We start from the raw sequence: 20,377 nt of genomic DNA, 5'->3' as shown, positions 1-20,377 counted from the left end.
CCATGCCTCTATATCAGGTAATAAGGTGACTAGAAAATCAGATAAACGCCTAATCTAGCATAAAATCGGCTGACATTTGGTCTATCGCAATGCAGCTATAGTCAATCCCGCATAAAACTGGCAGGCAGGATACTGTGTGCTACGTGCTTCTGAGTGTCAGTAACTATATCTCTACAGACCAAAAGCGTTATTTATGATCTGGTTTTTTGACCCATTTGTCGTCCGAGTTTTTTTCGTAAACGTTTTCGACCGCCGCCCATGCCGTGGCAAACCAGCGTGACTCGTCGTCGTATTGCTCGCTTGCACTATTAAATGCCGCAAGAAATATCTCTTGTCCGTGTTTGGGTAGATGGTCTTTTACTGCCGCTGGCAGCTCTGATAAAGTATTGTAAGGCATAATCGCACTCCTTTTTGTCATTCATTGGCTTCATTACCGATACAATATTCTACCTGCTATTTTTGCTATCGCCAAAAACCGCCAAGCCTTTAGCAACAAAAAACCCATAATGACCAATCATTATGGGTGTTAGGGCGAGCCTCTTGCCGTCTTATATTGAATGACAAATCTGTGTCATCATCAAACGTTAAGCGTCGCTTGCGCTTTTTTTTGTTTTTTGACCGTCATGGCCAGCAGCTGAACCGCCGCCGGCGTCACACCGCTGATGCGACCAGCTTGACCTAGCGTCGCAGGCCGTACTTGCGATAGCTTTTGTACAATCTCATTTGATAAGCCTGAGACCACACTATAATCAAAATCCATCGGTAATGTCGTACTCTCCAAACGCTTCATTTGCTCAATCTCTTCGGATTGACGGTCGATATAGCCGGCGTATTTGACCGAGATTTCTATCTGCTCGCCTACTTGCTCATCGACTTGCGAGTCAGTCATCGCAGCAATATCCGCAAAGTGAATCTGCGGACGCTTTAGCAAGTCAAACGCCGTGGCTTCTTTGGATAAGACTTCACCGGTTTGCTCAGTAAGTTTTTTTCCAAGGGCATTGGCAGGCGTGGCCCACATGTCTTTTAGACGAGCCGATTCGGTGGCGATGGCATCCATTTTGTCTTGATATGCTTGCCAGCGAGCGTCATCAACCAAACCGAGCTTGCGGCCCGTCTCGGTCAAGCGCTGATCCGCATTGTCCTCACGCAGAAGCAAACGATATTCAGCACGGCTGGTAAACATACGATACGGCTCTTTGGTACCGTGGGTGATGAGATCGTCGACAAGTACGCCCAGATACGCCTCGTCACGGCGCGGTGTCCACGTCTCAAACTCACTATTATTGGTGGTGACGAGTGCCGCGTTAGTACCGGCCAGCAACCCCTGCACGCCCGCTTCTTCATAACCTGTGGTACCGTTGATTTGCCCTGCAAAGTACAATCGATCAATGGATTTGGTCTCAAGCGTGGGCTTTAGGCTTTGTGGATTGAAGTAGTCGTATTCGATGGCATACCCTGGACGGGTGATGTGTGCATTCTCAAGCCCTTTCATACTATGAATAAACTCTAACTGCACATCGAAAGGCAAGCTGGTTGAGATACCATTTGGATACAACTCATGTGTGGTCAGGCCTTCAGGCTCGATAAAGATTTGATGACTGTCTTTATCCGCAAAACGATGAATTTTGTCTTCGATAGACGGGCAATAACGCGGGCCTACGCCTTCGATTTTGCCAGAAAACATCGGCGAGCGATCAAGGTTTTCGCGGATGATGTCATGGGTACGCGCATTTGTGTGGGTGATATAGCAATTGACTTGCTCAGGATGCATAGAGGCATCACCCATATAGCTCATTACGGGTAGCGGTGTATCACCCGGCTGTACCGTCATGACGCTAAAATCCACCGTACGCGCATCGATACGCGCAGGCGTGCCTGTCTTTAGGCGGCCGACTGGCAGTTTGAGCTCACGCAAGCGGTCAGCCAGCTTGATAGAAGGCTGGTCTCCTGCGCGGCCACCTTTTGCGTTTTCAAGTCCGATATGAATGACACCGCCCAAAAACGTCCCTGACGTCAGAACGACTGTTTCTGTCTTGAAAACAATACCTGTCGAGGTGACCACCGCTGTCGCACGGCCATTTTCTACTAAGATATCATCGGCCGCTTGTTGAAATAAATCAAGATTGGGCTGGTTCTCAAGCGTATGACGAATGGCGGCTTTGTACAAGATACGATCCGCTTGTGCGCGCGTGGCACGTACAGCAGCACCCTTACGGCTATTTAACACCCGAAACTGGATACCCGCCTTGTCGGTTGCCAATGCCATCGCACCACCTAACGCATCTATCTCACGTACTAGGTGCGACTTGCCAATACCGCCAATCGCGGGGTTACAGCTCATTTGTCCGAGCGTCTCAATATTATGAGTGAGTAGCAAGGTCTGCGCGCCCATACGTGCGGCTGCCAGCGCAGCTTCTGTGCCAGCATGACCACCACCGATCACTATCACGTCGTAATGTTTTGGGTATTGCATGTATGCCTCACTTGACTCATAACGCGGCCCTCGCTCACTACTTTTTTGTCACGTAGCAAACGCCCAGCCCACAAACGTCAGTCGAATTAAAATCGAAGAAAAAATAAAAAGAGACAACGGCTCAGATAAGCCGCTGATCAGGGAGTAGATGACCCATTATTATAACAATTTTTTGATGTGTAAAAAATGCTCAAACAAAAACTATTTATAGCAAATAACTGAGGAAGCCAAAGCAAATAATCACCGCTTACTTACTCATAAAGCCGTATAAATGCCATTACTCTATGCTATTACCAGGGCTTAGTGGCACGATACGATCTTTTTGACTACTGCCAAGCATATGGCGACTGCCATAGCCTTCTGGATTGATTTGCAAATACGCGTTCATTTGTCCAATTGCTTCACCATCGTTGCTGGCCAAGATAGTCTCTTTGATATGATCGACAGGCGGTAACGGCAGATTTTTAAGTAAGGCCAAACGCTGCGTATTGTCGCCTTTATTGACGACCAACTCAATCAGCTGGCGCGCATCGATGGGCAAATCAGGCGTGTTTTGTGCCAACAAGGCCAGGTGATAAGCACCTGCTGCGTCTTGATCGGCCACGATACGCTGCTCAATAGCGATATAAGTCGCTTCAGTGGCGCCGCCTGCCACACTGAGCTGATGGATACACTTAAGTGCCGAGTGTGGCTCATTATTCGCCATATCGATCAGACGCTGCGACTCAGCTTTTAAATGCTCGCGGCGCTTTTCAATAGCGGCTTGCTCATTTTGCGGTGCGGTGCTTTTTTCAGGATGATTCATAAGTATCTCTTATTATTAAAATGGCGTTTATCCTAAGCCCTATATGGGGCCAAAACCGCTAAAAACAATGCAAAATGCCGCATCACGCCCACAAAAAACCCGAGCCGTGCGTAGGCAGACTCGGGTCTTGGACAGATGTTGCGCCGTTACAGAGACCTTAGCGGCCACATCTTCATACAGATATTACGCTGCAGGGCTGTTGGCTTCAACCAATGGCTTAAGCTCACCTGATTGATACATCTCTAAAATAATATCTGAGCCGCCCATCAGCTCGCCATTGATCCATAACTGCGGAAACGTAGGCCAGTTGGCAATCTTAGGCAAGGTCGCACGAATCTCTGGGTTTTCTAAAATATTCACAAAGGCAAATGGACGGCCGATTTGCGTCAAGACTTCGATCGAACGTGCAGAAAAGCCGCACTGTGGAAACTGCGGCGTACCTTTCATATAGATAAGGACTTTGTTGTCACGGATCTGATCACGAATCAGTTGTTCGACATCGTTTGCAGCAGTGTTTGGGGTTTGCTCACTCATAAAAGGCTCCTATTGATAAAGCGGTTTATTAAAAAGGTATGTGGGGTAACGATATTGCCAATTATTCATTCGATAAACAAATAGATAAACAAAGAAATAAAGGCTATGGCTGATACATGGGGCGATGGTCCGTATATTACAAGCATGGCTTGCTAGCGTTTGATCCATCGCCTAAACATTGTCAGTCCTCATAAAAGAAGTGCCAATATTATATCCCTCATCATTGCATCACCCGTCATCACACCCATCACAGCCACGCTACCGAGGCTCAGCAGCGAGCAATAATACCACGGCACTGGCCATAATGCCCTCTTGACGGCCGGTAAAACCCAGTTTTTCTGTGGTCGTGGCTTTTATGCTGACATTACTGATATCGGTTTGCAAATCACTGGCGATGTTGGCGCGCATCGCTTGATTGTGGGGAGCAAGCTTAGGGCGCTCACACATCACGGTAATATCAGCATTACCAATCTTGTAGCCGGCGTCGACTATTTTCCTATACACATAGCGCAGTAACACTCGTGAGTCCAAGCCAGCATGCGCGGCATCAGTATCAGGGAAGTGTTGCCCGATATCGCCGAGCGCCAATGCGCCCAGTAGCGCGTCAGCAAGTGCGTGTAGCACTACATCACCGTCTGAGTGCGCCAGCAAGCTATGGGTGTGCTCAATCGGCACGCCAGCTAATATGACATATTGTTGCTGTTCACCATTGTTATGAAAAGCATGAACGTCAATACCTTGACCAATTTTTATCATTGTTCATCCAAAATTTTATTCAACATAAGCGAAACTTTTATGAAAGCATCTAAGCTATTTTTAAAACTAGAAATTAGCTTGATAAGCATTGATTTTTAATTCAATGCTATAATATAGCGCCTATGTTATCACAAATTGTTGAGCGCTCCGTTATGCCAGTTACATCAGCCACGCAAAATTTATCCAGTCAAGCTACTGCAATCACTCACCATCGCCCTCTAAACTTAGCCGACATCGATAGCCCAAACACGAAGCGGGTCATCGTTGGTATGTCAGGCGGTGTGGACTCTTCGGTATCAGCCGTACTTCTGCAGCAAGCAGGCTTTATCGTTGAAGGTCTGTTTATGAAAAACTGGGAAGAAGATGACGGTACTGAATACTGTACGGCAATGGATGACCTCGCAGACGCACAAGCAGTCTGTGACAAAATCGGTATCAAATTGCACACTGCCAACTTTGCGATGGAATACTGGGATCGCGTGTTTGAACATTTTTTGGCCGAATACAAAGCCGGACGCACGCCCAACCCTGATATTTTATGCAATAAAGAAATCAAATTTAAGGCGTTTTTAGACTATGCGCTGACGCTTGGCGCTGATTATATCGCTACCGGTCATTACACGCGCCGCAGCGTAAATTATAAAAATAGCGCGGGTATGGAGGTAGCGCAGCTATTGCGCGGCCTTGATAACAACAAGGACCAAAGCTACTTCTTGCATGCAGTTGGCGGCGACAAGATAGCCAAGACTTTATTCCCAGTCGGAGAGTTAGAGAAGCCTGAAGTACGCCGCATCGCAGAAGAGCATGATTTAGTGACCGCGAAGAAAAAAGACTCAACCGGTATTTGCTTCATTGGTGAGCGCCGCTTTAAGGACTTTTTGCAGCAGTACTTGCCTGCCCAAAAAGGCGATATCATCACTGACGATGGACATGTTATCGGTCAGCATGATGGGCTAATGTACTACACTTTAGGTCAGCGCGGCGGTATCGGTATCGGCGGTGTAAAAGATCGCCCTGAGGAGCCTTGGTTTGTCCTTGCTAAAGATTTAGAGAAAAACCAGCTAATCGTTGGTCAAGGTCATGAGCATCCTATGCTGATGAGCAATGAGCTGCAAGCTTATAAAATGGATTGGGTCGATGGTGCTGCACCCAAAGCTGTTTTTACTAGCGAAGGTTTAAGCTGTATGGCAAAGACACGCTATCGTCAACCCGATCAAGCCTGCCGTGTGTTTGCGACAAATACTGACGGCAGCGAGGTGCGCGTGGTCTTTGATGAGCCGCAGCGCGCAGTGACGCCGGGTCAGTCTGCGGTGTTTTATATTGATGAGGTTTGTTTGGGTGGCGGTGTGATTGAGTCTATTGATGCGCCATGCGGTTTTTAGATAGGGTTTAATTTTTGACAAGCGGCAGTAGCAACCGTTACTGCTCCGCTTGTCATGTCGTCCGTTCGCGTTTGGATTATGATCCTCAATCGTTTTTGACTCCTCTCTCTATTCAATTTCTCCCAAATCTATTGACGTTGATATCTGTCTTTGACGTACTATTAATTCGTGGGAAATATCGCTGACACTCCCTTTTTTGCATCAGTTTTTGCTATAATTGCGCCACCAAAATTTACTGCTGTCGTAAGCAGTCATTCACTTTCTGTTCATTCAAAGGCGATACCATGACCCCACTTACCGCTCTTTCCCCAATTGATGGCCGTTATGCTTCAAAAGCTGACAGCTTACGTCCTTATCTTTCTGAGTTTGGTCTTATTAAAGCGCGTGTCACCGTTGAGATCCGCTGGTTACAGTCGTTAGCAGATAATGATGCCATCGGTGAATTATCAGCGTTTGATGCAGATACCAATGCCTTTTTGAATAGTATCGTTGATGATTTTAGTGAAAGTGACGCGCAGGCGATTAAAGATATTGAGGCGACGACTAATCACGACGTCAAAGCGGTTGAGTACTTTATCAAAGATAAGTTTCGCGGCAATCAGCAGCTAGAAGACAGCTTGGAGTTTATCCATTTTGCTTGTACCAGTGAAGATATTAACAATTTGTCTTATGCGCTTATGCTCAAAGACAGCCGCGAGCTTGTGGTTGCAAAAATGCAGCAAGTGACCGATAGCATCGTTGACTTGGCGATTACTCACGCTGATCAGCCCATGCTGTCACGCACGCACGGTCAAACTGCTAGCCCAACGACGCTAGGTAAAGAGATGGCCAATGTCGCTTATCGCTTAGCTCGTCAAATTAAGCAAATCGGTCAGGTTGAGCTACTCGGTAAAATCAATGGCGCAGTCGGTAACTACAATGCTCACCTATCAGCCTATCCAGAAGTCAACTGGCAAAGTCATGCTGAGCAGTTTATCACCGAGCGCCTTGAGCTGACGTTTAACCCTTATACCACTCAGATCGAGCCACATGACTATATCGCTGAATTGTTTGATGCGGTCAAACGTTTTAATACTATATTAATCGATTTTAACCGTGACATTTGGCAATATATTAGCTTAGGCTATTTTAAACAGCGCCTAAAAGACGGCGAAGTCGGTTCATCTACCATGCCGCACAAGGTCAATCCGATTGACTTTGAAAACTCAGAAGGCAACTTGGGCGCGGCCAATGCCATGCTAGCGCACTTAGGGGAAAAGCTGCCAATTTCACGTATGCAGCGTGATTTGTCAGATTCTACAGTACTGCGTAATATCGGCGTGGGCTTGGCACAAAGTATGATTGCTTATGATGCGTGCCTAAAAGGCGTGGGCAAATTGGAAGTCAATCCTCAGCGCTTAGATGACGACTTGGATCAGGCACAAGAAGTCTTGGCAGAGCCGATTCAAACGGTCATGCGCCGCTACCGTGTCGAAAACCCATACGAGAAGCTCAAAGCCTTGACTCGCGGTAATGCCATGACTCGCGAAGCCATGCTCACCTTTGTAGAGAGCGATGAGTTGGCTGCTGTCTCAGATAGCGACAAAGCAAGCCTGCGCGAGCTGACGCCTGCGACCTATACGGGTAATGCTGCTGAGCAAGCACGCGCTATTCAAGACTGGATAGCAAAACTATAAAGTTTGCTAAGGTGAATTGAATACCTTAAAGTAATAGAGATAAGGCACAATTGCCTCATCTCTATTTGTTCAAACTGGCTATACATTCGCCTAAGTCCATAAAAAAACAACCTTACTTTGCATGCTATGATGATCTTAAAAACTCATAGGTGATAAGTAAGGTTTTATTTTTTATCATCATCGTCATCACTGTCGCCTGGTATGATAGCCTTGCCGACCGCGACCGTGCCTTTGACTACGCCTTTGGTGGTTTTATAAGCAACTTTGGCAGGTACAGTGACAATTTTGTGGACACAAGCTTGTAGGACAAATACGCTGGCGATAATGACGATGAAATGCAACTTTTTCATAAACTTCCTATAATTTTAAGATAAGCCGATAGTCTTTGTATTAAGCTATCGAAAAGTCATCATAAACGATTAAAACTCTCCTATAAAGTCATCCTGACTATTAATTTTTCCTAATTTTTATATGGATTTACCAATGAGCGCTATACCCCTTTGTTTACCTGATAATATGACCCCTGAGCAATTCTTAAATGAGTATTGGCAAAAAAAGCCATTGCTGATCAAGCAAGGTCTGCCGCAACTAATCGGTATGTTTGAGCCAGAAGATATGCTCGGCCTAGCGCTTGAAGAAGAGGCCTCTGCCCGCCTGCTCACTCAAGCGGCAACTAAGCCAGTCGATGAGCCGCAGTGGCAACTCAAAAAAAGCCCCTTAAGCGAAACCGACTTTGACAACCTGCCAGCGCAGTGGACAGTCCTTGTGCAAAACCTTGAGCAATGGTCGCCTGAGCTTGGGCAATTGTGGCAAGCGTTTGACTATATTCCGCAGTGGCAGCGTGATGACATTATGGTCTCTTACGCGCCTAAAGGCGGCTCGGTCGGCAAGCACTATGATGATTATGATGTATTTTTGGCGCAAGGCTATGGCTCTCGCCGTTGGCAGCTAGGTAAATACTGTGATAAGAATACGGAGTTTGTCGCAGATGAGCCGATAAGACTGTTTGATGATATGGGCGACATTATCTTTGATGAGATATTAGAAGCGGGTGACGTGCTTTATGTGCCGCCCAAACTCTCGCATTTCGGCGTGGCGCAAGATGATTGTCTGACGTTTTCTTTTGGCTGCCGTCGTCCCAACCTTATGCAAATTATCGATAGCTTAGCGGATATCGCCACCAACGATAGCGATTTGTTTATTCCGCTGCTATTGCCGCAAGCACTACAGGCATCTGGCGCATTGCAATCAGAGAGTATCAGTGCGATCAAAGAGCAGCTCTTGCACATGCTACAGTCTGAGCGTGGTGACGATATCATTCGTCAGGCAGTATCTGAGGTCGTCAGCAAGCGTCAATATGACGCGCTGGTACCTGAGGAGACTCTAACGACCGATGAGCTCATGCAAGCCATAACGGAAGGCGCGACCTTGCAAGCAGATTACAGCAATCGGCTGCTCTATCATAAACATGCCGATGAACTCATCTTGTACGCTAATGGTCAACGCCTAGATGGTCTAGATACTATTGCCAAACAGACATTGCAGCGCTTGGCAGATGGTGAAGCTTTGCAGGCGGATGATGTTGCAGACATCGATCCCGATGACTTAATGGAGTGGCTGGAGAACGGCTGGGTTTGGCTTGATTATGCTGAGTAACTGCTCATTGTTTTGTACAAGTTATCTTGTATAGGCCATCTCAGTCTGTCCTCAATAAAAAAACCGATACCTGAGCTTTCAGATATCGGTTTTTATTATTACTGTTGGTGTTATCTTGCGCACTCACCGCTCAGCATCATCTATCTATATGACTTAAGCTGCAATGCAAGAAACAACCCTAGTCGGTACCAAGCTCAAGCAAGCTAGCATTACCACCAATCGCGGTGGTATTGATGGTTTTGACGCGCTCAGTGACAAACCGATGCAGATAGTCAGGCGTGAGCATCTCTGACATGCCGTCCATATCGGTCACACTAATGACTTGCGTCAAGATACCATCGGTGTTGGCCAGCTCTTGGCTGATGGCCTGCACTTCACTATTACTGCCTGCCACTGCGACCTGCGCGAGGCGATCGATGTATAACAGTGTGATGGTTTGTGAGTCGTTGGCGACGCTTAAGACATCATCGCTTACTCCTATCTCATAAAGCACTTTTGCCGCTTCATCGCACATCTCCGCCTGACTTGGGCAGTGTAGTATCACTTCGTTACCCGTCAGCAGGGCGGCGATTAGCTGACCAAGCACTGCCATCGTACGCGCTGACTCACTACCGATGACCATGGTTTTGCCACGAGCCGTCATGTACAGATCATTGGACTCTCCTGTCGCGCCTGTCATACGGTGCACTTCATCTAAGCTTGGCGCAGCGCTCAACAAATGATTGAATAAGCGCTTGGCTTTATTGGCATCGCCCGTCAGCAAGGCCAACCGAGGAATGGCTGCTTGCAGATAAGCGGCGCGATTGACCGCGCCAAGTAATCGCCAAGACTCACAAACTTGGGCATGATTTTTTTTAAATTCAGTCGCCATCTTGCTACTCCTTATGCGATTGCTGATTGCGTGGATGTTGAAGGTTGATTGTCGCTATCTAATTTCATCAGGCGCGCCACATAATGCGGGCCACCTGCTTTGGGGCCAGTACCTGAGAGGCCACAGCCACCAAATGGCTGGACGTTGACCACCGCGCCGATTTGGTTGCGGTTGATATACGTATTACCCACCAGCACGCGGCGCTCGATATGCTCGGCGGTGTTTTCGATACGGCTATGAATACCCAATGTCAAACCAAAGCCGGTGCTATTGATGGCATCGATCAGCTTGTTTAGATCACGTGCTTGATAACGCAAAACGTGCAAGATAGGACCGAAGTGCTCACCGCCTATCACATCAATACTTTTTACTTCTATCGCTGTCGGTAAGACAAAGGTCGATTTTTCTTGACTGACGACCGAGCTGACACTCATGGGCGTCTGTGCCAAGATCGTCGCGGTTGGCTCAGCACGCATGCGCTCGATATGCGTTTCTAGGCCATTTTTGGCATCGGCATCGATTACCGGACCGACATCCGTGGCGGCGTACAGCGGATTGCCGACCGACAGCTCCGCCATATTGCCTTGCAGCAGCTCAATCAAATCATCAGCCATCTCTTCTTGTACACACAAGATACGGCATGCTGAGCAGCGCTGACCCGCTGAGCCAAAGGCAGATAGCACAGCGTCTTTGACCACTTGCTCAGGCAAGGCGGTTGAGTCGACGATCATCGCATTTTGTCCGCCTGTTTCGGCGATTAGTATTGGTAGCTCACCACTGCTTTGTGTATGACTGTTTAAGCTTTGGTTGATACGCTGGGCGGTCTGGGTAGAGCCTGTAAATATCACACCTGCAATATTGTCAGCGGCCGTCAATGCACCGCCTACCTCACCTGCGCCTATTACCAACTGCAACGCTTCTACCGGCACCCCTGCTTGATACATCAGTTGTGCACCAAAATGCGCAATCAGGCTGGTCTGCTCAGCAGGTTTAGCAACCACGGTATTGCCTGCGGCCAGCGCCGCCACGATTTGACCGGTATAGATGGCCAGCGGAAAGTTCCAAGGACTGATACAAACAAAGGTACCGCGCGCTTTATACACTTGACGTGCAGGCTTACCAGACAAGTCTGTAAACTCGTGCACCACCTCATCTAGGCGCTCTGCTTCATCCGCATAAAAACGGCAAAAATCGACCGCCTCTTTGATCTCATCGATACTGTCTTGCATGGTTTTGCCCGCTTCTACTTGGCACAGTGCCATGAGCTCAGCGTAGTTTTCTTCATACAAATCAGCAATCTTACGTAGTATAGCTGCGCGCTTGGCCGCTGACTGCGCTTGCCATGCTGCTTGTCCTGCCACGGCCGCTAGGGTCGCTTGTTGTGCCAGATCAGCATTGGCATAAACCACTTCACCAGCGATCACGTCGTGATTCCAAGGCGCGCGTACTGTGTGCGCTTCAAGCTTGTTGACTTGACCATCCACTTTATACTCATCAATCGCCGCGCCATTGATGATAGAAGTCGCTGACCATGTCTTGTGCAAATGGCTATCAATTGCCGCTTTAAACGGTAGCCACTGCGACTCTACAAAGATATTAGGGCCAAAGCTGGCGCGGCGCTCGCCATAGATATCTAATGGCAAAGGAATCTCTGGATTGTGCAATGTTGCGTTGGCCAGCAGCTTATCAAAAGGGTGCACGGTCAGCTTATCAATCGGATAAGACTTGTCTAGTAGCTGATGGACAAACGAGCTGTTGGCACCGTTTTCGAGCAAACGACGTACCAAGTATGGTAGCAAGTCTTTATGAGCACCGACTGGCGCATAGATACGCACCGGAATCTGATAGGCTTGCAAGATATGATCATAAAGCGCATCGCCCATGCCGTGTAGACGCTGAAACTCAAAGTCTCGATGCGCACTCATGGTCATGACTGATGCTAGCGTATGCGCATTGTGCGTCGCAAACTGCGGCCAAATCAGCCCGCGCAGATGATCTGATAACAAGAAGCGCGCGCACGCCAGATAAGCCGTGTCGGTGCCTTCTTTTCGTGTCCAGACAGGATAACCTGCCAGCCCTTTTTGCTGAGCCAATTTGATCTCCGTATCCCAGTACGCGCCTTTGACCAAACGTACTGGAATGCGATCACCCATTTCTGCCGCTAACTGCGCCAGCCATGCCAAAACTGCAATCGCGCGCTTTGAGTAGCCCTGCACCACCAACCCTAAGCCATCCCAGCCGGCAGTCAAATTGTCACGATACAAAGACTCAAACAGTTTTAGCGAAATCTCAAGGCGATCCGCTTCTTCGGCATCGATACTGATATCGACATTGACGGCGCGCGCCGCTTCGATCAGTAGCAAACAGCGCTGGCGCAGTAGTCCCATCACTTGCGCTTCTTGCGTGGCCTCATAGCGTGGATGCAGCGCCGACAGCTTGATAGATACTGACGGTTTTGGCATGCCCTCAGCCACTTTGATATCTGCGGTGGCTTTGATGGCGTGCAGATAATCATTAAAGTACTTTTCAGCATCTTTATGCGTGATGGCTGCCTCACCCAGCATATCAAATGAATAGGTATAGCCTTTATTGCGATACGGCTGACTGTTTTTATTGGCGCCCTCGATGGTTTCCCCCAATACAAACTGATGCCCCATGATGCGCATGGCTTTTTGCATGGCACTACGAATCACCGGCTCGCCCATTTTTTTGGTCATACGATCCAAAAACCCTGTGGCCGTGGTGTTGCTATCGATACTCACGACGCGGCCGGTCATCATCATGCCCCATGTCGAGGCATTGACCATAAAACCATTGTCATTTTTGATGTGTTTTTTCCAGTCAGCCACGCTCATCTTGTCATGGATCAAAGCATCAGCCGTATAATTGTCTGGTACGCGAATCAAGGCTTCAGCCAAGCTCATGAGCAAGATACCTTCTTGGGTATCAAGGCTATACTCAAGCAATAATGAGTCCACCATCTTGACGGCTTTGCCATCATTGCGTACATGCTCGACCAGCTGGCGTGTTTGCTCAGCAGCGTCGTCACGCTCTTTGTCGCTGGGCTTAGCAAGTGGCAACAGCTCTGACAACCAGCGCTCTTCATCCACACAATATAAAGGTGAGATACACGCGTATAGTGCTTTTGACGACTGGGTAATATACTCTGGCGCTAGCAAATCGACAGGCTTAAATAAAATCGGCTCTTGCGGGGTAAACTGGTCTACTGGGTTCATAACAACTCCATAACTATCGTTTAAAAACCATCATAAATGGGGCTTTAGGAAGTCTGATCGTCTTGTATCACCGCTAATGACAGCGGTTAAATAAATAGCAATCACAATATATGCATGCAGCGATAATCAAAAAACCAAACGGCGCCATCACAAAACGAGAAAATCCAGCATAGGCTGGAAACGGTTAAGTAGGTCGTTCGAGTGTTAAACGGGCTACGTTAACAATACAAAGGCAACAACGAAAAGTTAAGCGGCATTAGTGCCTTCTTCTTGTTAGTAGTGAAAGGAGTGCGATGAGCAGGTTTTGCGATAGCGATATCAAACATCGACGTGTCAAATATGGCGAATCCCTGTCATCTAAGATAATGCAAATTCACTGTAAGAAAAACCTCTACGGCGTTGATTGAGGTGATGCGCTTAACGTCGCTATAATATCATGAAAAAAATTTTCCAACTAACGATATCGCGTATTTTTGACAATTAATATCTTACTAAAAAACAATCAGTTACTAGCAAATTTTCCATCATGACGCCTGAGTTATATTTTTGTGTTTACTATTGTGTGTTAATTGTTTTTCTAATCAAATACTTGGACGCGCCCCTTGCTAAAACCTGCACCCTAAAAACCCTCTACTGCACCCACATAAAAAAACCCTTTTTATCCATATCAGATAAAGAGGGTTTTTACGGATGACAACGCAATATTGAGCCGTTATATCAAGTGTATTTGTATCAAACGCATTGATAACGCCAAATACTTATAGCAGTACCAGCTTGGCAAGCAAAATAGCCGTCAATACCCATACAGGGAGGCTAATCTCTGAAAACTTACCCGTCATCAGCTTGACAGCAGTAAAGGTGATAAACCCAAGCGCGATACCATCAGCGATAGAGTACGTCAGCGGTGTAAGTAACAGGACTACCGCCACTGGTGCCGCTTCGGTTAAGTCTTCCCAGTTGATGTCTTTTAGCGTAAACAACATCAATACCGAGACATAAAAAATTGCGCCAGCAGTCGCGTATGCAGGAATCATCCCAGCAAGGGGTGCAAAGAAAATACTCAGCACAAACATCACGCCCACGGTCACTGCCATCAGACCTGTACGGCCACCTGAGGCCACACCTGAGGCGCTCTCGATATAACTGGTCGTCGATGATGTACCTAGCATAGCGCCTGCGACCGTCGCTGTTGAGTCAGCAAGCAGCGCCTTGTCCATGTTAGGGATATTACCGTCTTTATCGATCAGACCTGCCTTGTTGGCGATACCCACCAGACTGCCCGCAGTATCAAACAAGTCGACAAACAAGAACGCAAAAATCACACTGATCATACCGATATCAAAGGCACCTGCGATATCGAGTTTCATAAAGGTTGGTGCGACAGATGGCGGCGTCGACATGATGCCTGTAAACTGTGTATGCCCTGTAAACAAGCTGATCAGAGTAATCGCCAAAATACCAATCGTCACCGCGCCTGGGACTTTTTTGTAGACCAAGCCGATAATAATAAAAAAGCCCAGCGCCGCCATCATCGGTGCAAACGCGGTCATATCGCCTAGCATCACTAGTGTCGCATCACGGCCAACGATGATGCCTGAGCTTTGTAAGGCAATAAATGCCAAAAACGCACCAATACCCGCCACGATGCCTTGCTTGAGGCTGGCTGGAATGGCATTGATGATCCACTCGCGAATCTTAAATAGGCTTAAGAGAATAAATAAACAACCTGATAAGAAAACAGCGCCTAACGCGGTTTCCCACGCATAGCCCATCCCTAAAACGACGCCATAGGTAAAAAAGGCGTTTAAGCCCATACCAGGAGCCAATGCCACAGGCAATCGGGCATAGATACCCATGATAAAGCAGCCTAATGCCGCTGCCAAACAGGTAGCAACAAACACCGCCCCTTTGTCCATACCAGCTTCTGCCAATACGTTGGGGTTGACAAAGATGATATAAGCCATCGTCAAAAAGGTGGTTATACCAGCGAGGATTTCCGTTTTGACCGTGGTGTTTTCACCGTTGATCCCAAAATAGCGTTCAATTGCATTCATAAGTGTCGCGCCCAGCTTGCTAAGGTATGGCCTTATTTAAACATCAAAATATATAAATAGACCGTATCTTAGAGAAAGAACAAATTTATTGGTGCCTAAAATAAATATGACGTCAGCAAATAGATTGCGACGTCATTATCAAAACGGCAACGGTAACAAAGTGCAACATTTTAGAGAAATTGGCGTACAAATTCAATCATTACCCGTGCCTGATGGGTGCAAACAGCTGTTTTCGCTTTATTTATGACTGTTTTGTGGTTTAGGTCATGTGATAAGTCACCAAATCAATCGAAAATAACAATGTATCATTTTTACCGGTTTTATTTACCGTTTAACACTTTAATAAATGACCTTTTTTTCATTTCACAGTACACTACACTAGGACTTGTCCTACCAGTTGTTATTCATCACTCATGAGTCAAATACATGCCTGAATCATTAAACATTATCGACCTTGTTACCCAAGCCAGTTTGCTGGTACAAATCGTCATGGCGTTGTTGTTATTGGCCTCGCTACTTAGCTGGGTGATTATTTTTCGTATGAGTGCACGGCTGGGTACTGCCAAAAACTTCGATCAACAATTTGAGACGTGGTTTTGGTCGGGTGAAGACTTGGCCAAGCTCTATCAAGGCGTACAAGGCTCCCCTGATCGGCAAGGGCTTGAGCAGATTTTTTATGTTGGGTTTTCTGAATATTTAAGAATGCATAAAAAACGCCAACCCAAAGACGACATCATCGATGGTGTGGAGCGCAAGCTACGTGTCGGATTGGGTCGTCAGCAGTTATTACTAGAGTCAGGACTGACCACGCTTGCCAGTATTGGCTCAGTGGCGCCTTATATTGGACTGTTTGGGACGGTTTGGGGCATTATGAATGCGTTTTTGGGGCTATCACAAACTGAACAAGCTACCCTCGCTGCGGTCGCTCCTGGGATTGCTGAAGCACTGATCGCCACTGCTATGGGTCTATTTGCTGCGATTCCTGCTGTACTGGCCTACAACCATTTCACCGCCAAGTCTGGCCGTCTGTATGAGTCGCGCGCGCTGTTTTGTGATGAAATGACTGGTATGCTCCAGCGTGAGACCAGCGCTGAGCGCAGCACGAACCGCGAAAATAACCCAAGCTCAGAGGCACCATCGAGTGCCAGTCAGGTGCAAGGACGCTAAGTATATGAGACAAAGCCCCTATCGCCGTGAAAAAAAACCCCTAAATGCAGAGATGAATGTCGTTCCTTATATCGACGTCATGCTGGTACTACTGGTGATATTTATGGTGACCGCGCCGCTGCTCATCACTGGTGTCGACGTGGATCTGCCCAAAGAGCAAACCAACACCATGAGCCAAAGTCAGCTACCAATCATTGTGTCTCTAACGGCGAGCGGCGAGCTATTTATCAGCTATGAAAACAACATTGACATGCCGATTAGTGAGCCTGAGCTGATCAATACGCTGTCCAATCTTCAAACACAAAATAGCAATACTGGCAAGCCACCGGTACAAGTGATGATCAATGCCGATCAAAACAATCAGTATGGCGCTATCATGACATTGATGGCCAGCCTACAACAAGCAGGGATCGAAAAAGTCGGACTACTCACTGGTGAGCCTTTACCGACCCCATCGCTGTGATTGTCTCGCTATTTTTGCTAATACAGTGCCAAGCAATGATACAGCAAATCATAGCAAACAATCTGATATACCACGCTCATGAGTAATCACACCATGCATAATGCCCCTGTCGTTTATGTGCCCACCGAGCCTGAAGGCAACGGGCTCACCTTACCTATGCTGCTGAGCTTGCTCGCACATGGGCTGGTACTGGGCATCTTGATATACGCGTATCAACATACCGATGTAGAGACAGCAGGTGGTATCGAGACGGTCATGGTCTCGCCAGAGCAGCTCGCTGAGATGCAAGGACAGATATTGGCCAACCGAGCTGCCGCTGCAGAGGCCATGCAAACCGACAGTAGTACAAACGGTATATCCAGCACCTTGCCCCCTCAGACATTTGATAGCGGCTCTACCAGCCAAAGCACTGACCAACCGAATGCGCAGCGAGCACCTGTATTCACACGCTCTGACGATCCTGCGAGTGCATCAATTCTCATGAATGAGACGCAGCACCAACGTCTGCTTGAGCAAAATCAAGAATATGAACGCCGTATGGCAGAGTGGGCAGCCAAGCTTGATGAAGCCATATTAGAAGAACACGAAGCAGTTGAACAAGATAAAAAAAAGCAGCTGATAGAGGAACAAAGGCGGCTGGATGAGTTTCATCAAAAACAAAACAACCCACCCAAGATTACTCGTCCTACGTCTACCGACCGAAACCTAAAAATTGATACTGGTGGTTCTGGTAGCGCAGGTAAAACCTTTGACTTATCAGAAGGTCAATCAACGGCTGATAGCAAGCCTGCTAGTACCCGTAGTAGCGCTTCGGCTTCTGCGGATGATTTTAAGAACAGCATAGCCGCTGAAATTCAGAGAAATTTAAAAGCACCGCTTGAAACCCAAGGTATTACTGCTAAAGTAGCTTTAAGATTAGATAATCAAGGTAACGTATTGTCCGCCAAAGCTACTGGCGCTAATAGCGCTGTTAATGATGCTGCGGAAAAAGCCGCTTTTGCCGCAAGCCCCCTACCTATTGATTTGACTAACCCTGCCAGCTTTGCGGCTTTAACTATCAACGTTATGGTTCAATAGATTAAGGTAAAAACTATTTGAGGGCTAGTGTCAAATAAGGCGACATTAGAGCTTTCTGACGTTTATCTCATACCGCCGATTATTTTAAAACTTTTAACTTAGGGTATTCACCTATGAAACCATTATCTTTAAAGCTACCAACCTCAAAGGTCACCACTTTCTCCGCGTTAAACCTCGCTTCGGCTTCGCTATTGGTTACGCCATTGCTGTTTGCTCCTTTATATTCTGCTACTGCTGCGCCTATGGAGATCGATGTCACGGTGGTTGCGCCAAGACAACAAAACCAAGTCGCGTTTGTACCCTTTGCAGGAGACTCGGTACTATCGCCGATTATTCTCAATGACTTGAGCAAAACAGAGCTAAAAGTCACCAGCAAAGACTTGCCGCAGCAGCCGCATAGTAGCAGCGAGCTGGCAGGCAGCTTGCCGGTCTGGCAAAGCATGGGTATTCCTTATTTGGTGGTGGGCAGTACTCGCAGCAATCGCGGTAAAGTCATCACAGAGTATGAGGTCATCGATGTCAAATCAGGTCGGGTGCTACAAGGCAAGCAAAGCCTCAGCGCTGACAACAACAAAGACAGCATGCGCTATGCCGGTCACGTCATCGCTGATAAGGTGTATGAGCTGATCACCGGTACGCCAGGCGACTTCTCAGGACGCATCGCCTATATCGAAGAAGTCGGCACCGGCAAACAAAAAGTCTCACGCCTAAAAGTAATGGATGCCGATGGCGAAAACGCCAAGACTATCACCGAAGTGGCAGGCTCTATCTTCTCGCCTGCTTGGTCTCCTGATGGCAACCGTATCGCCTATGCTATCCAACGCGACCAGTCTTATCCAGTGATTTATATCCAAAACGTGAGTGGCGGCGGTGCCAGCGCACTTACTCCATTTAAAGGCAGCAATCTTAGCCCGTCGTTTTCGCCCGATGGTAGCAAAATACTGTTTTCTAGCAGCTTTGAAGGCAGCTCGCATATCTATGAGATGAGTACCAGCGGCGGCCAGCCCAAAAGACTGACCAACTGGCCAAGCAGCGAGGTACAGCCAAGCTACGCCCCAGATGGCAAATCGTTTGTGTTTGTCAGTGACCGTGCAGGCTTTAATAAGCCGCAGATTTATCGCTATGAGTTTGGCTCAGGGCGCACGACCAAAGTCTCAAACAGTAGCTACGCCACCAGTCCGCAGTTCAGTCACGATGGCACGCAGATCGCCTTTTTGAGTGGGCGAGCCGCAGCGGTGATGAATAGCAATGGCGCGGTGACAGCTAATTTAGGCAATACGGGCATCGATGAAGCGCCAAGCTTTTCGCCAAATGGTAAGCGTGTGGTATATGCCGCTACCCAAGGTGGCAAAGGAGTGCTAATCATCAAGTCCCTAAATGGCGGTGAGTCCTTTGGCAAGTCTGGTCAAGGCGTGATACGCTCGCCCGTTTGGTCAGCCAGCCCACAATAGACTCTCATATCATCAATCCGATATAAAAACGATACAGCGACTTTATCTTGGCGACCACAGCATCCACAAAAAACGCCTGATAGTTAATCAGGCGTTTTTGTATGCCAGCGAGCTACTCGCTTGGATCATGGCCTGGTGGATTGGCGTGTCTTAATTTGGCAACATCGGCGGCGGTCACCGTATCGGTAAACCCATTAAGATCGCTGACCACATATTGCGTGACAGCAGCCATTTGCTCATCGTCCATCATCATATGAAAAGACGGCATACCGCGAAAGCCATTAATCAAGATATCGATAATATAATATTTTGACTGCATCTTGCTGTTGTTCGCCAGCGGCGGATAATACCCTGCCCCGTACGCGCCTTGACCTTCGTGCATATGACAGCCTGCACAGGAGTCGTGGTATAGCTTTTTGCCATCGGTGGTGACAAAAGCATTGGTGCCCTCAAACTTTGCCTCCCATTTGCTAAGGCTGGCATCTTGCGCCATACTTGGCAACGAGCTGTCATCGACGACGTTGATCTGCGGGGCTTTTAGCTCGTCGCGACTCATATAGACACCGCCCCAACTGCCCGTATTGCGGCTGGCTTGATAATCTGGAGCAAGGTCAGCTTCTTGTACACTGGCCACCGTCTCCACATCATCTGCTTGCTGGCTACAGCCCATTACCACCGCGCCACTCATCACACTCAGCAACATCACAGGCAGCATTTTTGATGTTGTATTCTCCCTGATTGTTTTTTTTACGATTGCATTGTCCATGATAGCCTCT

Annotated in this window: 17 protein-coding genes; 7 read left to right on the top strand and 10 right to left on the bottom strand. The window is 47.7% G+C overall.

The window, feature by feature from the left end; genetic code table 11:
• Positions 1-187: 187 nt before the first annotated feature.
• The 5 genes from JFC05_RS05470 to ispF form a co-directional block, all read right to left on the bottom strand.
• Positions 188-397, bottom strand: a complete 210-nt coding sequence (locus JFC05_RS05470; protein WP_198336092.1) for a ChaB family protein — start codon at positions 395-397, stop codon at positions 188-190.
• Positions 398-577: 180 nt separating this feature from the next.
• Entirely contained in the window at positions 578-2,473 is a 1,896-nt protein-coding gene (gene mnmG / locus JFC05_RS05465) for a tRNA uridine-5-carboxymethylaminomethyl(34) synthesis enzyme MnmG (protein ID WP_198336091.1), read from the bottom strand.
• A 277-nt stretch (positions 2,474-2,750) separates the two neighbouring features.
• On the bottom strand, positions 2,751-3,278 hold the full coding sequence (locus JFC05_RS05460) for a hypothetical protein (protein WP_105246033.1): 528 nt from the start codon (positions 3,276-3,278) through the stop codon (positions 2,751-2,753).
• Between the two features lie 183 nt (positions 3,279-3,461).
• Positions 3,462-3,812, bottom strand: a complete 351-nt coding sequence (gene grxD / locus JFC05_RS05455; RefSeq protein ID WP_075102413.1) for a Grx4 family monothiol glutaredoxin — start codon at positions 3,810-3,812, stop codon at positions 3,462-3,464.
• 258 nt (positions 3,813-4,070) lie between these two features.
• A complete protein-coding gene (ispF, locus tag JFC05_RS05450; protein ID WP_198336090.1) occupies positions 4,071-4,568 on the bottom strand; it encodes a 2-C-methyl-D-erythritol 2,4-cyclodiphosphate synthase in 498 nt (165 codons plus the stop codon).
• Between the two features lie 152 nt (positions 4,569-4,720).
• Here ispF and mnmA point away from each other — a divergent pair, with 152 nt between their 5' ends.
• Positions 4,721-5,950 (top strand): tRNA 2-thiouridine(34) synthase MnmA, encoded by a 1,230-nt coding sequence (mnmA, locus tag JFC05_RS05445; protein ID WP_198336089.1) that lies wholly within the window; start codon positions 4,721-4,723, stop codon positions 5,948-5,950.
• A gap of 284 nt (positions 5,951-6,234) precedes the next feature.
• Positions 6,235-7,626, top strand: a complete 1,392-nt coding sequence (purB, locus tag JFC05_RS05440; protein ID WP_198336088.1) for an adenylosuccinate lyase — start codon at positions 6,235-6,237, stop codon at positions 7,624-7,626.
• A gap of 164 nt (positions 7,627-7,790) precedes the next feature.
• Here the strand turns inward: purB and JFC05_RS05435 are convergent, their stop codons facing one another.
• Positions 7,791-7,976, bottom strand: a complete 186-nt coding sequence (locus tag JFC05_RS05435; protein ID WP_198336087.1) for an NF038104 family lipoprotein — start codon at positions 7,974-7,976, stop codon at positions 7,791-7,793.
• Positions 7,977-8,109: 133 nt separating this feature from the next.
• On the opposite strand from JFC05_RS05435, the gene JFC05_RS05430 reads away from it, so the two are divergent.
• On the top strand, positions 8,110-9,282 hold the full coding sequence (locus JFC05_RS05430; protein WP_198336086.1) for a cupin domain-containing protein: 1,173 nt from the start codon (positions 8,110-8,112) through the stop codon (positions 9,280-9,282).
• Positions 9,283-9,460: 178 nt separating this feature from the next.
• Here JFC05_RS05430 and JFC05_RS05425 read toward each other — a convergent pair whose 3' ends face one another.
• The 3 genes from JFC05_RS05425 to JFC05_RS05415 all read right to left on the bottom strand — a co-directional run bounded on the left by JFC05_RS05425 (position 9,461) and on the right by JFC05_RS05415 (position 15,443).
• Positions 9,461-10,153, bottom strand: a complete 693-nt coding sequence (locus JFC05_RS05425) for an aldehyde dehydrogenase family protein (protein ID WP_192994086.1) — start codon at positions 10,151-10,153, stop codon at positions 9,461-9,463.
• An 11-nt stretch (positions 10,154-10,164) separates the two neighbouring features.
• Positions 10,165-13,389, bottom strand: a complete 3,225-nt coding sequence (gene putA, locus JFC05_RS05420) for a bifunctional proline dehydrogenase/L-glutamate gamma-semialdehyde dehydrogenase PutA (protein WP_198336085.1) — start codon at positions 13,387-13,389, stop codon at positions 10,165-10,167.
• Positions 13,390-14,147: 758 nt separating this feature from the next.
• Entirely contained in the window at positions 14,148-15,443 is a 1,296-nt protein-coding gene (locus JFC05_RS05415; RefSeq protein WP_198336084.1) for an NCS2 family permease, read from the bottom strand.
• Between the two features lie 426 nt (positions 15,444-15,869).
• Here JFC05_RS05415 and tolQ point away from each other — a divergent pair, with 426 nt between their 5' ends.
• From tolQ to JFC05_RS05395, 4 genes are all read left to right on the top strand, one after another.
• Positions 15,870-16,610 carry a protein TolQ gene (gene tolQ / locus JFC05_RS05410; protein ID WP_198336083.1) on the top strand — a complete coding sequence of 247 codons (741 nt, stop codon included), beginning with the start codon at positions 15,870-15,872 and terminating at the stop codon, positions 16,608-16,610.
• 4 nt (positions 16,611-16,614) lie between these two features.
• Positions 16,615-17,073: a protein TolR gene (gene tolR / locus JFC05_RS05405; RefSeq protein WP_198336082.1), complete on the top strand. Its 459-nt coding sequence runs from the start codon at positions 16,615-16,617 to the stop codon at positions 17,071-17,073.
• Positions 17,074-17,151: 78 nt separating this feature from the next.
• Positions 17,152-18,150, top strand: coding sequence for a TonB C-terminal domain-containing protein (locus tag JFC05_RS05400; RefSeq protein WP_227697425.1), 999 nt, complete (start codon positions 17,152-17,154; stop codon positions 18,148-18,150).
• A 113-nt stretch (positions 18,151-18,263) separates the two neighbouring features.
• Positions 18,264-19,601, top strand: a complete 1,338-nt coding sequence (locus JFC05_RS05395) for a PD40 domain-containing protein (protein ID WP_198336081.1) — start codon at positions 18,264-18,266, stop codon at positions 19,599-19,601.
• Between the two features lie 112 nt (positions 19,602-19,713).
• Here JFC05_RS05395 and JFC05_RS05390 read toward each other — a convergent pair whose 3' ends face one another.
• A complete protein-coding gene (locus JFC05_RS05390) occupies positions 19,714-20,367 on the bottom strand; it encodes a c-type cytochrome (protein WP_198336080.1) in 654 nt (217 codons plus the stop codon).
• Positions 20,368-20,377 lie beyond the last annotated feature (10 nt).

The organism is Psychrobacter celer, assembly GCF_016107555.1.
In the GTDB taxonomy this organism is placed as follows: Bacteria; Pseudomonadota; Gammaproteobacteria; order Pseudomonadales; family Moraxellaceae; genus Psychrobacter; species Psychrobacter celer.
Note: the sequence above shows the minus strand (reverse complement) of the source record. Positions and strands in the feature narration are given on the sequence as shown.

What these genes read in the sequence shown, in the direction of transcription:
- JFC05_RS05470 (WP_198336092.1), bottom strand. Translation starts at nt 397, where the DNA reads ATGCCTTACAATACTTTATCAGAGCTGCCAGCGGCAGTAAAAGACCAT.
- mnmG (WP_198336091.1), bottom strand. Translation starts at nt 2,473, where the DNA reads ATGCAATACCCAAAACATTACGACGTGATAGTGATCGGTGGTGGTCAT.
- JFC05_RS05460 (WP_105246033.1), bottom strand. Translation starts at nt 3,278, where the DNA reads ATGAATCATCCTGAAAAAAGCACCGCACCGCAAAATGAGCAAGCCGCT.
- grxD (WP_075102413.1), bottom strand. Translation starts at nt 3,812, where the DNA reads ATGAGTGAGCAAACCCCAAACACTGCTGCAAACGATGTCGAACAACTG.
- ispF (WP_198336090.1), bottom strand. Translation starts at nt 4,568, where the DNA reads ATGATAAAAATTGGTCAAGGTATTGACGTTCATGCTTTTCATAACAAT.
- mnmA (WP_198336089.1), top strand. Translation starts at nt 4,721, where the DNA reads ATGCCAGTTACATCAGCCACGCAAAATTTATCCAGTCAAGCTACTGCA.
- purB (WP_198336088.1), top strand. Translation starts at nt 6,235, where the DNA reads ATGACCCCACTTACCGCTCTTTCCCCAATTGATGGCCGTTATGCTTCA.
- JFC05_RS05435 (WP_198336087.1), bottom strand. Translation starts at nt 7,976, where the DNA reads ATGAAAAAGTTGCATTTCATCGTCATTATCGCCAGCGTATTTGTCCTA.
- JFC05_RS05430 (WP_198336086.1), top strand. Translation starts at nt 8,110, where the DNA reads ATGAGCGCTATACCCCTTTGTTTACCTGATAATATGACCCCTGAGCAA.
- JFC05_RS05425 (WP_192994086.1), bottom strand. Translation starts at nt 10,153, where the DNA reads ATGGCGACTGAATTTAAAAAAAATCATGCCCAAGTTTGTGAGTCTTGG.
- putA (WP_198336085.1), bottom strand. Translation starts at nt 13,389, where the DNA reads ATGAACCCAGTAGACCAGTTTACCCCGCAAGAGCCGATTTTATTTAAG.
- JFC05_RS05415 (WP_198336084.1), bottom strand. Translation starts at nt 15,443, where the DNA reads ATGAATGCAATTGAACGCTATTTTGGGATCAACGGTGAAAACACCACG.
- tolQ (WP_198336083.1), top strand. Translation starts at nt 15,870, where the DNA reads ATGCCTGAATCATTAAACATTATCGACCTTGTTACCCAAGCCAGTTTG.
- tolR (WP_198336082.1), top strand. Translation starts at nt 16,615, where the DNA reads ATGAGACAAAGCCCCTATCGCCGTGAAAAAAAACCCCTAAATGCAGAG.
- JFC05_RS05400 (WP_227697425.1), top strand. Translation starts at nt 17,152, where the DNA reads ATGAGTAATCACACCATGCATAATGCCCCTGTCGTTTATGTGCCCACC.
- JFC05_RS05395 (WP_198336081.1), top strand. Translation starts at nt 18,264, where the DNA reads ATGAAACCATTATCTTTAAAGCTACCAACCTCAAAGGTCACCACTTTC.
- JFC05_RS05390 (WP_198336080.1), bottom strand. Translation starts at nt 20,367, where the DNA reads ATGGACAATGCAATCGTAAAAAAAACAATCAGGGAGAATACAACATCA.